Origin of the sequence: Caballeronia sp. S22 (genome assembly GCF_964261745.1) — a bacterium.
GTDB lineage: Bacteria > Pseudomonadota > Gammaproteobacteria > Burkholderiales > Burkholderiaceae > Caballeronia > Caballeronia jiangsuensis.
The window spans coordinates 155,432-169,246 of the sequence record NZ_OZ180037.1; the positions used below are offsets into that span (position 1 = coordinate 155,432).

The window sequence follows — 13,815 nt, forward strand, 5'->3', positions numbered from 1 at the left end:
CTCGCGTTCAGTTGTAGCCCAGAATGGCGGCCGAATTGGCGTCCGCGCGTTCCGGGACATTGCCGGCCATGATCGCAACGGGTCCTTCCAGCAGCTTCGAATATGACGAACTGCGCGTCTTGTCGATGACATGCTTCGACGTGGGAAAATGACCCTTCAGGAAAGCCTGGAAAGAAAATGCGTCGTCGTCGATATAGTGGTTCATGTTTTGGATAAGAACGTCCGGTTCATAGAGCGGTGATGTCGGATCGATTCTCATGGCACCATTAATGGCCTGCAAACGAAATAAATACTCAACGTTGTGCGTAACGGGAAGGATGTGTGAGACGCAAGATACCGAGCATCGATGCTTTGATCGCCTTCGAGGCGGCAGCCCGACATCTGAGCTTCACTCGCACGGCCGAAGAGCTGTCGCTGACACAAAGCGCGGTGGGACGTCAGGTCGCGAGCCTGGAGGAATATCTCGGGACGCCGCTTTTCAACCGCTTCAAGCGAAGAATCAGTCTCACCGAAGCGGGCGAAATCTACGCGAAGCGCGTGCGAGAGAACCTGGAGCGCCTCGAACGCGACACGTTGGCCGCGATGGCGCACCGTAGCGCGGGCGGCATTCTCGAACTCGCGGTCATCCCGACATTCGCCACGCGCTGGCTGATTCCGAGGCTTCCCGAGTTCTATGCGGCGCACGATGACATCGTCGTGAATCTGACCACGCGAGCCGCGCCGTTTCTGTTCAAGGACACGCCGTTCGATGCCGCGATTCATTTCGGCGATCCGGTGTGGCCCGGTTCGGTCGCGAAGTATTTGTTCGGAGAGGAGATCACCGCGGTGTGCAGCCCGCGATTGCTTGCGGGCAGAGCGAAACTCGCGCCGCGGGACGTCGCCGGCTTCACGTTGCTGCATCAGTCAGCGCGTCCGGATGCGTGGCGGCAGTGGCTCGCTCAGGCGGCCGTGCATGACGTCGACAGCATGAAGGGTCAGCGATACGAGTTGTTCTCGATGCTCGTCGAAGCGGCGAAAGCGGGTCTCGGCATCGCACTGGTGCCGAGGTTCCTGGTCGCGCATGAGCTTCGCGCTCACGAACTGGTGCGGCCTTTCGAGTTGTCCTTGCCGAGCGACAAGGGCTATTACCTCGTCTATCCCGAGCGCAAGCAGAACTCTCCGCTGCTGCGAACATTCGAACACTGGCTGCTGATCGCGGCGCAGTCATACATCGAGACCGAGGAGTGAGCGCCATCATGCAAGCCGATAACCCATCATCCAGTCGACGACTCGAACAGGCTCGCCGCCTGCTCGCACTCGCGCAAACAGGACTCCACTACACGACCGGCGTCTTCGACAAGGAGCGTTACGAGGAAATAGCGGCGATCGCTCATGCGCAAATCGCCGATATCGCCTCGATGGAAACAGGCAAGGTGGCCGAACTCTTCGCGTTCGAGTCGGGCTATGCGAACCCGAAACTCGACGTCCGATGCGCCGTATTCAACGACGCCGGACAGATCCTGCTCGTGCGCGAGGCCGCCGATGGACTGTGGTCGCTTCCCGGCGGCTGGGCCGATGTGGGACTCTCACCCGCCGAGAACGCCGCCAAGGAAGCGCGCGAGGAAAGCGGCTATACGGTCGAGATCGTTCGCCTGCTCGCGGCCTGGGATACGGCGAAGCATCCTCATCCGCCGTCGGTGTTTCATATCTGGAAGCTCGTTTTCCTCGGTGAGATCGTGCGAGCGGGCGACGTGATCGGCGCGGAAACCGATGCCGTCGCATTCTTCGATCTCGATCGCCTTCCATCACTGTCGCTGGGGCGGATCATGCCCGCGCAGATTCGACGGCTGGACGAACTGCGGCGCGGCAGCAAGGTGGACTTCGACTGACGGCTGTCACTCGATGGCGAAGCTGCGAAAGGTGGCATAAAACATTGACGGTTAGTTGCATCATGCTGATAGTTAGTCCTCCGATCAAATTCGATCCGACACGCAAGCTACTTATCGAGCAACGCCTCGCGATGCGCGTTCGCCAGTTCCGCCATGCTGTTGAATCGGAAGTCGATGTTCGGCTGAGCGCCCGGGTCCATCGTCGCGCCGAAACCGGGCTGCGAATGACGGCGATAAATCCAGCACGATGCGAGGCCGAATCCGTTCGCGGGTTTGTGATCGTGGAAAAGGCTTTCGGCCGTATGCAAAATGGTTTCTTTCCGGATACCGCGCTCGCCCAGCTTTTCCAGCATGTATTCGAAATTGCGCGGCGAAGGCTTGTACGATCCGATATCTTCCGCCGTCATGATCGCGTCGAATTCAACCTGTAGCCTTGCATTGCTATGGGCAAAGCTCTCGTTGTCGACATTCGACAGAATCACGAGCTTGTAATGCTGCTTCAGATACCGGAGCGCATCCGCGGAATCCGGGAAAGCCGGCCAATCGCGAATCGAGCGGCCGTAAGCGATGCAATCGTCCTGCGTGAAGGACACGCCCCACTCTTCGGCAAGCCGCTTATAGACGATAGCCAGAAGCTCCTGATAGCGCTTGCCCGGCGTGTACTTCTGCTGCGATGACTCGTGACGCGCGTGCGCCTCCAGAACCCGATCGCGTGTCAATGCAGGTTCGACGCGATCCAGCAACGGGCGCAGCGCCTCGAAAATCCCCGTTTCCCAGTCGATCAGCGTGCCGTAGCAGTCGAACGTCAGCGTGTCGAAGTCGGTCAGTTTCACAGTCGCTCCTGTCAGTCGATAAGGATGATATGGATCACGGCATCGCGCTCGCCGTCATGTTATAAAACCGTGCGTTCCGGAGTATTCATTGCATCGAGTTGGTGTATCGTCAGTCCACTGCTTGCGCTGAAAGCGCGTGGAATACATCAGCAATATAATCCTATGAATCTTCGGGTTGCCCTTATCGCAGTCTTGATCCGCATCGGAGGAACAGATGGAATCTGCCTTTGACGTTTATGCGGGATTCGAAATCTCGGTCGCGACGCGACGTAACGAACGCGGCGCATGGGTGGCCGACCTGTCGGTGAATCGCGATGGCAAGGCCGCGCTCGCTCCCTGGCCCGAAACCGTTCAGCCGGAATGGCGCACCCAGGACGAGGCGATACGCGACGGCATCGAACGGGCGCGGCGCGTGATCCGGCAACATCTCACCGATCACGCCAATCATTCCTGGGTTGCAACACGCCGGCACGCGCAAACGTGGTTCACCACCGAAACGGAACGACGTTCCGGGCACACCTTCACGCCCGGTAAATAAACCATTTCGTCGATTCCGGAACGCGCCTGGAATATCACGGGGATCATGCGCGCGCCGCTTTTTTTAAGCGCGGGCATCCGCCGTGATTTGTCGATCGATTCGATCAACCGCTTCATGCAATCGAACTCTTCAGATGCCCAACAACACACCCGAACCACAAGCAGTCTGTAATCCGATTTCCCGAAGCGCGATCTTCATCGTTGCAACCGTGGCACACGGCGAAGACAAAGCCGATGTCGTGCGCTCATGGTGCGGCGATATCGCGGCGCTGGTCCGCGCGGTCGGCACCCGTGCGCCCACAGCAGACTTGTCCTGCGTATGCGGCTTCGGCGCCGATGCGTGGGATCGGCTCTTCGGCGCACCGCGACCCGCTTCGCTGCATCCGTTTCGCGAGTTCGGCCAGGGCGATCGCCGCGCGATCGCCACGCCCGGCGACATGCTTCTGCATATCCGCGCCGATCACATGGACCTGTGCTTCGAGCTCGCATCGCAGATGCTCAACAAGCTCGGCGATGCGGTCACGGTCGTCGATGAAGTGCATGGCTTTCGCTATTTCGATTTGCGCGACATGGTGGGCTTCGTCGACGGCACTGAAAATCTGAGCGGCAAGAGCGCCGCACGCTACACGATCATCGACGAAGAAGATCCGGATTTCGCGGGCGGCAGCTATGTGATCGTGCAAAAGTATCTGCATAACCTGGATGCGTGGAATGGCCTCACCGTCGAACAGCAGGAGAAGATCATCGGGCGCGAAAAGTTATCCGATGTCGAGCTCGACGAATCGATCAAGCCTTCCTGTTCGCACAGTTCGCTCACGACGATCGACGATAACGGCAAGGAAGTGAAGATCCTCCGGCACAACATGGCTTTCGGCCGTCCGGGCGCGAAGGAGTTCGGCACGTATTTCATCGGCTATGCGCGCACGCCCGCGCCGATCGAACAGATGATGGAGAACATGTTCGTTGGCAGGCCGCCGGGCAACTACGACCGGCTGCTCGACTACAGCCGCGCGGTAACGGGCGGCCTTTTCTTCGTGCCGTCGAACGATCTGCTCGACGAGCTGCCCGACCGGAACCCGAACGCGGCGCCAACTTCCATCGGCGATAGCCAGCAAGAAAACGAAAGCGAAGGCACATTGAACATCGGCTCACTCAAAGGAACGTCACAAGATGAATAACCTGCATCGAGAGCTTGCGCCGATCTCCGGCGCCGCATGGTCGCAGATCGAAGCGGAAGTCGCCCGCACCTTCAAGCGCGCCCTCGCGGGCCGCCGTGTCGTCGACGTGAAGAGTCCCGGCGGCGTCGCGCTGTCGGGTATCGGCACGGGACATCAGACGAAGATCGCAGCGCCGAAGCAAGGCGTCCTCGCGAACCTGTACGACGTGAAGCAGCTGGTGCAGCTCACCGTGCCGTTCACGCTGCAACGTGAAGCCATCGACAGCGTGGAGCGCGGCTCGAACGATGGCGACTGGCAGCCCGCCAAAACCGCCGCGAACGAACTCGCGCTCGCCGAGGACAGCGCGATCTTCGACGGCTTCGCGGCCGCCGGCATCACCGGCATTCGCGAAGGCAGTTCGAACGCGCCCACGTTTCTGCCCGCCGACGTCGCCGACTATCCCGCCGCGATCAGCCAGGCGCTCGAAAAGCTGCGTCTAGCCGGCGTCGATGGCCCCTACTCCGTGCTGCTCGGCGCGGATGCCTATACCGCGCTCGCCGAAGCGAGCGATCAGGGCTATCCGGTCATCCAGCATATCAAGCGCATCGTGAGCGGCGATCTCGTATGGGCGCCCGCGCTTCAGGGCGGCTGCGTGCTGTCCACGCGCGGCGGCGACTACGAACTGCATATCGGACAGGATTTGTCGATCGGCTATACGAGCCATACCGACACAGCCGTACAGCTCTATCTGCGCGAAACGCTCACGTTCCTGATGTTGACGAGCGAGGCTTCCGTTTCCATCGCGGCTGGCGAGTAGCCGCATCAGAAGAATTGCCGATAAGAAAACCTATGAGGGGAATGCACTGCTCATCTGGCGGTGGTGCGGCCTGAGTTGACGATTGCATCGTAGGGCGCGTGATCGTTCGGGCCGGGCATCGACCGTCCTGAACATGGAGATAACGATCATGGCTGCCCTTTGCGAAATTTGTCATGCCCGGCCCGCGGTCGCACAAGTGACCGTCGTGCAGAACGGCCAACGCAAGTCGATGTCGATCTGCGAATACGACTACCGCCAGTTGATGCGGCATCAAAGCATGTTGAACCCGTTCGATTCGCTATTGGGCGGCGGCGGGCTGTCGCGCCTGATGGGCGGCATGCCCGATGCCGGCGATGAGAACGACGAAGAAGACATGGTGGCCTCGGTGCCGCGCGATTCCGTCGATGTCACCGATGCCTTCAGCGAGCAGACGATGGAACTGCTGCAGCGTGCCGCGGAAAAAGCCCACGAACTGCAGAAGACCGAGCTCGACACCGAACAGGTGCTGTACGTGCTCGCCGACACCGACGTCGTTCAGGCGCTCTTCAAGGAGCTGAAGCTTTCGCCCGACGACATCAAGCGCTATATCGACGAGCACGCGCAGAAAGGCAAGGCGGAACCCGACGCGCCGGTCGAGAAGATGACGATTTCGCCGCGTCTCAAGAAGGCGTTCCAGTACGCGTTCCAGGCGTCGCGCGAACTCGGTCATTCTTATGTCGGTCCCGAGCATGTGCTGATCGGTCTCGCTTCCGTGCCCGACAGCATCGCGGGCACGCTTCTGAAGAAATACGGCGTCACGTCCGAGGCCTTGCGCCAGAAGGTGGTGAAAGTCGTCGGCAAGGGCGCGGAAGACGGGCGCGTCGATACACCTACCGGCACGCCGACACTCGACAAGTTCGGCCGCGATCTCACCGCGATGGCGCGGCAAGGCAAGCTCGATCCTGTGCTCGGGCGCGCGCAGGAAATCGAGAGCACGATCGAAGTGCTCGCGCGGCGCAAGAAGAACAACCCCGTCCTGATCGGCGAGCCGGGCGTCGGCAAGACGGCGATCGTCGAAGGACTCGCGCAGCGCATCGTCAATGACGACGTGCCCGAGGATCTGCGCAACAAGCGGCTCGTCGAGATCAACATCAATTCGATGGTCGCGGGCGCGAAGTACCGCGGCGAATTCGAAGAGCGCGCCAAGCAGCTCATCGACGAGATTTCCGCGAAGCAGGACGAGTTGATCGTGTTCATCGACGAGCTGCATACGATCGTCGGCGCGGGTCAGGGCGGCGGCGAAGGCGGACTGGATATCGCAAACGTGCTGAAGCCCGCGCTCGCACGCGGCGAGCTGAGCCTCATCGGCGCGACCACGCTCAACGAGTATCAAAAGTACATCGAGAAGGACGCGGCGCTGGAACGGCGCTTTCAGCCGGTGCTCGTGCCCGAGCCGACGGTCGAGCAGACCATCGTCATTCTGCGCGGCTTGCGCGACAAGCTCGAAGCACATCATCAGGTGACTTTCGCCGACGATGCGTTCGTCGCGGCGGCGGAGTTATCGGATAGATACATCACGTCGCGTTATCTGCCGGACAAGGCTATCGATCTTATCGATCAGGCGGCGGCGCGGGTACGCATCCGTTCGAAGTCGCGTCCGCCCGAGATTCAGGAACTCGAAGCGGAGATCGCGCAATTGAAGCGCGAGCAGGATTATGCGTCCTCGCGCAAGCGCTTCGATCAGGCGAAGGGCTTCGAGGAACGCATCAACGAGAAGCAGGCGAAGCTCGATGAACTGACCGAAGCGTGGCAGCGCAAGACCGGATCGGAGACACTCGAAGTGACGGTCGCATCGGTTGCGGAAGTCGTGTCGCGTCTCACGGGCATTCCCGTCACGGAACTCACGCAGGAAGAGCGTCAGAAGCTGCTCGACATGGAGAACAAGCTGCGCGAGCGCGTCGTCGGGCAGGACGAAGCCGTGGTCGCCGTCAGCGATGCAGTGCGCCTCTCGCGCGCGGGCATGGGTCAGATGAACCGGCCGATCGCGACGTTCCTCTTTCTCGGCCCGACCGGTGTCGGCAAGACCGAACTCGCGAAGGCGCTCGCGGAAACCGTGTTCGGCGACGAACAGGCGGTGATTCGCATCGACATGTCGGAGTATATGGAGCGGCATGCGGTGGCGAGACTCATCGGCGCGCCGCCAGGATATGTCGGTTATGACGAGGGCGGTCAGTTGACCGAACGCGTGCGCCGCCGTCCGTACAGCGTGATCCTGCTCGATGAAATCGAAAAGGCGCATCCCGACGTGAACAACGTGCTGCTGCAGGTTTTCGACGACGGCCGCCTCACCGACGGCAAAGGTCGCGTGGTCGATTTCAGCAACACGATCATCATCGCGACGAGCAATCTCGGCGCGTCCGTCATCATGGACAACCTCGAGAAGAGCGACAAGGAACGCGACTCGGAGAAGGCCATGCGCGCGAAGCTGATGGACGTGCTCAAAGGCCACTTCCGTCCGGAGTTCCTGAACCGTATCGATGAAATCATCGTGTTTCATGGGCTTTCGCGCGAGAACATCCGCTCGATCGTGCAGATTCAGATCGATCGCGTCAAGCGCACCGCCGCGGCGCAGGACATTACGCTCAAGGTTCAGGAGCCGGTCATCGATCATCTCGCCGATGTGGGTTATCGGCCCGAGTTCGGTGCGCGCGAACTGAAACGCCAGATTCGTCAGGAACTGGAGACGCATCTCGCGAAAGAGATTCTCGGCGACAAGCTGAAGTCAGGCGATACGGTGGATGTGAGCTTCGACAAGGAAGCCGACAAGGTCGCGTTCACCAAGGTCGAAGCTCCGGCGCAATCGAAGGAAAAGGAAAAGAAAGCCAGGCACGCCGCGAAGAAAAGCGCGACGAAGGCCGAAGGCAAGAAGGAGTCCGCGAAGAGCGAAAGCTGATCGCCTGAATGAAGCGAAGGCGGCGCTGTCAGCCGCTTTCGCTTTCAGTCATCTTTTCATGGAGCATGAACATGGCCAGTCAACAAAGCGGCTTGAGCGACGACTTCATCGCGAAACAACGCGAGCGTCTGCTGGCGCTGAAACGCGAATTGCTCGGCAACGAGGAAGGCGGCATCGCGGCCGAGCGTCGATTGCAGGAAGAGCGCGGTTCCGAAGCCGAAGAGTATGAGGACGATGCCCAGCGCATGGAGCAGGACATCGCGAATCAGGCATTGCGCGACGTGAACGACGGGCGCATCGGCGATATCGAGCGTGCATTGGCGAAGATCGCGGACGGCACTTACGGTCTCTCGGACGAAAGCGGCGTGCCCATTTCAAAAGCGCGCCTCGACGCGATGCCCGAAGCCATACTCACCGTCGAAGAACAGGAAAAGCGCGAAGCAGGCCGATGACGCTGCGTCATGCCGCGATACGCGCTGATCATACCAGGCGCGGTTGAGCACGTTTGCCGTCGAACTGCTAACCTCGGGCGAATTCAATCGAATTTGCAACGAGGAGCGTGAAGCATGAGCGCATTGCCCGAGTACGTGCCGCCGGCCGTGTGGACCTGGACCAAGGAAAGCGGCGGACGTTTTGCCAGTATCAACCGGCCGATCTCCGGACCGACGCATGAGAAGGCGTTGCCGGTCGGCCGTCATCCGCTGCAGCTCTATTCGCTGGCGACGCCCAACGGCGTGAAGGTCACGGTGATGCTCGAAGAGCTGCTCGCGCTCGGCCATCGCGGCGCCGAGTACGATGCGTGGCTCATTCGCATCGGCGATGGCGATCAGTTCGGCAGCGGCTTCGTGGACATCAATCCGAACTCGAAGATTCCGGCGCTGGTGGACCGCAGCGGCGCGACGCCCGTGCGCGTATTCGAATCCGGCGCGATCCTGCTCTATCTCGCGGAAAAGTTCGGCGCGTTGGTGCCCACTGACCCCGCAAAGCGCGCGGAATGCCTTTCGTGGCTCTTCTGGCAGATGGGCAGCGCGCCGTATCTCGGCGGCGGCTTCGGGCACTTCTATGCTTATGCGCCGAGCAAGATGGAGTATCCGATCGACCGCTTCGCGATGGAAGTGAAGCGTCAGCTCGATGTGCTCGACAAGCGTCTCGCTGACAGCGCGTATATCGCCGGCGACGCGTACACCATCGCGGATATCGCCATCTTTCCGTGGTACGGCGGCCTCGTGAACGGCTGGCTATACGATGCGGCCGAGTTCCTTTCCGTCCACGAATACAGGCATGTGCGACGCTGGGCCGACACGATCGGCGCGCGTCCCGCCGTGCAGCGCGGCCGCATGGTCAACCGTACCTTCGGCGAGCCTTCGACACAGTTGCACGAGCGCCATGACTCGTCCGACTTCACCACGCGCACACAGGACAAAGTCGCCACGGAAAAGTGAGGCATGGAACTGCGCCATCTGCGCTACTTCATCGCGGTCGCGGAATTGCGCAGCGTGCGCGCCGCGTCCGAGCATCTGCATGTCACGCAGCCCGCCATCTCGCGGCAGATTCAGGATCTCGAAGAGGCCATCGGCGCAACGCTTTTCGAGCGCACACCGCGTGGACTGAAGCTGACGCCCGCGGGCATCGCGTATCTGAGTGAAGCGCGCGATATTCTCGCGCGCGTCGATGCGGCGAACCGGCTTGCGCATCGCATCGCGTCGGGCGTGCAGGGGCATTTGCGCGTCGGCTTCGTCGAGAATGCATCGTGGAGCGGGCTGGTGTCGTCGGCGCTGAGCGCGTTTCAGCAATCCGCAAGCGACGTCGCACTCGAATTGCAGCCGATGAACACGCCCGAGCAACTCGACGCCATCGCGGCCGAGCGTCTCGACGGCGGCTTTTGCTATCGCTTCGGCGCGTTGCCCGAAGGCTTCGCGAGCGTGCCGCTGCTGGAACAGGGCGTCGTGCTCGCGGTGCCCGATGCGTGTCCGCTCGGCAAGAACGGGCCGGTAAAGGCGGTCGAATTGATCGGGCTGCCCTTCATCGCGTTTCCACGGCATGTGTATGCCGCGTATTACGACCGCCTCGTCTCCGCTTGCGCCGAGCGCGGTCTCACGCTCGATATCCGTCAGGAAGCCTCCACCGAAACCGCGATTCTCTCGCTCGTCGCGGCAGGCGTCGGCGCGGCGCTCGTCAATGCGGCCAATCGCGATCGTCCGCCCGCTCGCGTGCGATTCGTCGACGTAACGGATCTCTCCGTGCGTTTGCCGCTGGAATTCTGCTTTCTCGCGCAACACGGCAACGCGGCCTTGCAGCGTTTCATCGATCTGCTGAGAGCGCATCGGCCCGAGTAGCCGCGATGCCTGCGAGGCATCACCTGCCGCATGAAACGGCATTGGCCACGCGCTTTATCGTCGGCAATAGTGGAGTCGAACTCACTCGACTCGAACTCCGCTCATGTCAACGCTCCCCTCGCTCATCGCCACCGACGTCGACTACGAACGCATCGGTTTTCAAACCGGCACGCTGCGTTTGCCGTGGTCGCACGACCGCTCCGCCTACGGTCATATCCCGATTCCGCTCGCCGTCCTGAATGCGGGCGATGGCCCCACCGTGCTGCTCACGGGCGGCAATCATGGCGACGAATACGAAGGCCCCGTCGCGTTGATGAAGCTGATGCAGCGCATGCCGGAACTCGCGATTCGCGGCCGGCTGATCGTGATTCCCGCGCTCAATATGCCCGCGTTTCTCAACGGCTCGCGCACATCGCCCATCGATGGCGGCAATCTCAACCGCCTCTTTCCGGGCGCGCGTCACGGCAAACCGACGGAGATGATCGCGCATTACATCGAAACCGAATTGCTGCCGCGCGCGGATGTCGTCATCGATCTACATGCGGGCGGCGCGTCGTTCGACCATGCGCCGACGTTGCTCGCTTCGCCGCCATCGAAGAACGATGAAGAGCGCCGCGCGCGCTATCTCGATCTCGTGCGTGCGTTCGGAGCGCCGAACACGATGGTGATGGACCTGCTCGGCGAAGACCGCACGTTCGCGGCGGCCGCCGAGCGTCACGGCAAGCTCTTTGTATGCGGTGAGTTCGGCGGTCACGCGGGCTGCGATGTGGTCAATCTCGCGATCGTCGAACATGGCTTGCAGCGCGTGCTTCAGCGTCTGGGCGTCTTGCACGACGAGCGCATCACGCCCGCACCGGCGACGCGCTATTTCCGCGTCGAGGGCGCGCAGCACTATGTCTACGCGCCGCATGCAGGCGTGTTCGAAGCCGCCTTTGCACTCGATGACGATGTGCACGCAGGCCAGCTCGCAGGCCGTCTCTTCGATCCGCACGAGCCCTGGCGCGCGCCGCGCGAGATCGCGTTTCGCGGCGCGGGCCGCGTGATGTGCGCGCGCACCTTCGCGCGCGTCGAAGCGGGCGACTGCATCGCGCTCATCGCCGCCGAAACTTCTCTCGACTGACACTCAAGGAGCACATGCATGAGCGCTCATCCCCTGCCCGCGCGCGCGGACACGTCCATCGACGTGCGGCATCCGACGTATATCGTGCTGTTGTTCTTCGTCTGCTTCGCGTTCTCGTATCTCGACCGGCAGATCGTCAGCATTCTCGTGCAGCCGATCAAGCTGACGCTCGGCATCACGGATACGCAAATCGGCTTGTTGCAAGGCTTTTCGTTCACGATGTGCTACGCGACAGCGGGCGTCTTCGTCGCGCGTCTCGTTGATCGTGCCAACCGCGTGCGCCTGATCGCGGCATGCGTCGCGATCTGGGCGATATCGACGGCGCTCTGCGGCTTCGCGACCAGCTTCGCGGAACTGCTCGCCGCACGCGCCGGCACGGCGATCGCAGAAGCGGCGCTGAGTCCCGCGGCGCTTTCCATCTTCAGCGACATCTTTCCGCCGCGCAAGGTCACGCGTGCGAGCAGCGTCTTCATGCTCGGACCGTATATCGGCGGCGGGCTCGCGCTCTTCGGCGGCGGCATGCTGCTTTCCGCGACCGGCGGCGATACGAGCGCGCGGCTCGCGGCGCACGGCTTTACGCCGTGGCAGGCGGTGTTCGTGCTCGTCGGTCTGCCGGGTCTCGTGCTGGCGGCGCTCGTGGCATTCACGGTGCGCGAGCCCGCAAGACATGAAGCCGACGAACGCATGCGCGCCGGCGATGATGCACTGCCCTCACTGCGCGAAGTGCTCATCGAACTGTTCGTGCGCAATCGCTTCTGCGCGCCCTACTTCGCCGCGTATGTCGCGCTCATCACGTTGTTCTATTCGCATGCCGCGTGGTTTCCGACGCTTCTGATGCGGCATTTTCATCTCGCGCCATCGGAGGTCGGCAAGATGGCCGCGCCTGCCTACATGATCGGCGGAATGATGGGCGTCGCGGCGGCGGGGCTGCTCGCGGGGCGCGTCACCGATGAACGCACGCTGCGAAAGGTGCTGTCGATATCGACGGGCGCGGTGGCCGCGCTCGTGCCCGCCGCGATCGCGATGCCGCTCGTCGCTCACAGCACGCTCGCGGTCATGCTGTATGGCGCTTGCGCACTGGCCGCGAGCATCGCGATGGCGCTTGCGCCCGTGCCGCTGCAGATCGCCGTGCCGAACCGCATGCGCGGCCGCTCCATCGCCTTGCTCGTTTTCATGACCAACGCGATCAGCGGCGGTCTCGGACCGCTCGCGGTAGGCTATCTGAACGAACGTCTCGGCGGCCCGCAAGCGCTCGCGATCGTCGGCGGAAGCGCGGCGCTTGCGAGTGCATTGCTCTATGCGCTGGCGACGGCTCGCATATCGGCCGCGCGAAAGGAGGCTTGCTGATGAACCATCACGTATTCAGTTGCCGTATCGGCGACATGACGATAACGCGCATCGACGAAACGGCATTCGCGCTCGCGCCGGAGAAGCTCTATCCCGACTGGAACGATGAATTGGGCACGGACGCAATCGAACTGCGCACGCATCTATGGGTGATCGAGCGTGACGGGCTCGTGTTCGTCGTCGATACGGGCATCGGCAACGGCAAGTCGCGTCCCTTCAGCGCGCTCTTCGACCAGCTCGACAATCCCGTGCTCGAACGCTTCGCAGCCGCCGGTTTCGATCGGCACGAGGTCGATTATGTGTTGCTCACGCATCTGCATGTCGATCATGTCGGCTGGAATACGCACTGGGAGAACGGACATTGGGCGCCGGTGTTCCCGAACGCGACGCATGTGTTCGGCGAACGCGAGCGCGCATTCTTCGATACACCCGGCGGCGAGCCGCGCCGCATGGTCTACGCGGACAGTGTGCTGCCCCTCATCGATGCGGGCCTCGCGCGCACGATTCCCGACGAAGGCGCGACGCTCATCGAAGGCGTTCGCTTCGTGCCGACATTTGGGCATAGCGCGGGACATATGGCGATCGAAATGCAATCGAACGGCGAGACCGCAATTTTTTCCGGCGACGTGATGCATAGCCCGATTCAGGTCTCGATGCCGCATTGGAGTTCGGTGTTCTGCCAGCAACCGCAGCACGCGCGTGCTTCGCGCGACTGGCTGCTGAAACGCGCGGTCGAATCCGAAGCCCTCGTGTTCACCGCGCACTTTCCTCAGACATCAGCCGGGAGAATCGAAGAAACGGTGAATGGCTTCGCGTGGCGTTTTCTTGCGGCGAACGATTGATGCGTCTCATAAGGACTTAATAAATT

Annotated in this window: 14 protein-coding genes; 12 read left to right on the plus strand and 2 right to left on the minus strand. The window is 61.8% G+C overall.

Annotation, left to right across the window (positions count from 1 at the left end; translation table 11 throughout):
- Positions 1-7: 7 nt before the first annotated feature.
- Positions 8-205 carry a hypothetical protein gene (locus ACEN42_RS24430; protein WP_371884974.1) on the minus strand — a complete coding sequence of 66 codons (198 nt, stop codon included), beginning with the start codon at positions 203-205 and terminating at the stop codon, positions 8-10.
- A gap of 116 nt (positions 206-321) precedes the next feature.
- Here ACEN42_RS24430 and ACEN42_RS24435 point away from each other — a divergent pair, with 116 nt between their 5' ends.
- Complete coding sequence (locus ACEN42_RS24435) at positions 322-1,227, plus strand: LysR substrate-binding domain-containing protein (RefSeq protein ID WP_238212236.1); 906 nt, start codon at positions 322-324, stop codon at positions 1,225-1,227.
- Between the two features lie 8 nt (positions 1,228-1,235).
- A complete protein-coding gene (locus ACEN42_RS24440; protein WP_371884975.1) occupies positions 1,236-1,868 on the plus strand; it encodes an NUDIX hydrolase N-terminal domain-containing protein in 633 nt (210 codons plus the stop codon).
- A gap of 107 nt (positions 1,869-1,975) precedes the next feature.
- Here ACEN42_RS24440 and ACEN42_RS24445 read toward each other — a convergent pair whose 3' ends face one another.
- Complete coding sequence (locus tag ACEN42_RS24445; protein WP_371884976.1) at positions 1,976-2,701, minus strand: haloacid dehalogenase type II; 726 nt, start codon at positions 2,699-2,701, stop codon at positions 1,976-1,978.
- A gap of 214 nt (positions 2,702-2,915) precedes the next feature.
- Between ACEN42_RS24445 and ACEN42_RS24450 the strand changes: the two genes are divergently transcribed.
- The 10 genes from ACEN42_RS24450 to ACEN42_RS24495 all read left to right on the plus strand — a co-directional run bounded on the left by ACEN42_RS24450 (position 2,916) and on the right by ACEN42_RS24495 (position 13,789).
- Complete coding sequence (locus tag ACEN42_RS24450; protein ID WP_371884977.1) at positions 2,916-3,239, plus strand: DUF6566 family protein; 324 nt, start codon at positions 2,916-2,918, stop codon at positions 3,237-3,239.
- 133 nt (positions 3,240-3,372) lie between these two features.
- Positions 3,373-4,416: a Dyp-type peroxidase gene (locus tag ACEN42_RS24455; protein ID WP_371884978.1), complete on the plus strand. Its 1,044-nt coding sequence runs from the start codon at positions 3,373-3,375 to the stop codon at positions 4,414-4,416.
- A complete protein-coding gene (locus ACEN42_RS24460) occupies positions 4,409-5,212 on the plus strand; it encodes a family 1 encapsulin nanocompartment shell protein (protein ID WP_187606788.1) in 804 nt (267 codons plus the stop codon). Before ACEN42_RS24455 ends, ACEN42_RS24460 begins: the two co-directional genes overlap by 8 nt.
- A gap of 148 nt (positions 5,213-5,360) precedes the next feature.
- Positions 5,361-8,144, plus strand: coding sequence for an AAA family ATPase (locus tag ACEN42_RS24465; protein WP_371884979.1), 2,784 nt, complete (start codon positions 5,361-5,363; stop codon positions 8,142-8,144).
- Positions 8,145-8,215: 71 nt separating this feature from the next.
- Positions 8,216-8,596 (plus strand): TraR/DksA family transcriptional regulator, encoded by a 381-nt coding sequence (locus ACEN42_RS24470; protein WP_371884980.1) that lies wholly within the window; start codon positions 8,216-8,218, stop codon positions 8,594-8,596.
- 114 nt (positions 8,597-8,710) lie between these two features.
- Positions 8,711-9,586 (plus strand): glutathione-dependent disulfide-bond oxidoreductase, encoded by an 876-nt coding sequence (yghU, locus tag ACEN42_RS24475; protein WP_371884981.1) that lies wholly within the window; start codon positions 8,711-8,713, stop codon positions 9,584-9,586.
- A gap of 3 nt (positions 9,587-9,589) precedes the next feature.
- Entirely contained in the window at positions 9,590-10,480 is an 891-nt protein-coding gene (locus tag ACEN42_RS24480; RefSeq protein ID WP_371884982.1) for a LysR family transcriptional regulator, read from the plus strand.
- A gap of 103 nt (positions 10,481-10,583) precedes the next feature.
- Positions 10,584-11,600, plus strand: a complete 1,017-nt coding sequence (locus ACEN42_RS24485; protein ID WP_371884983.1) for a succinylglutamate desuccinylase/aspartoacylase family protein — start codon at positions 10,584-10,586, stop codon at positions 11,598-11,600.
- An 18-nt stretch (positions 11,601-11,618) separates the two neighbouring features.
- Positions 11,619-12,947, plus strand: a complete 1,329-nt coding sequence (locus ACEN42_RS24490) for an MFS transporter (protein WP_371884984.1) — start codon at positions 11,619-11,621, stop codon at positions 12,945-12,947.
- Entirely contained in the window at positions 12,947-13,789 is an 843-nt protein-coding gene (locus ACEN42_RS24495) for an MBL fold metallo-hydrolase (protein ID WP_371884985.1), read from the plus strand. Before ACEN42_RS24490 ends, ACEN42_RS24495 begins: the two co-directional genes overlap by 1 nt.
- Positions 13,790-13,815: the final 26 nt, after the last annotated feature.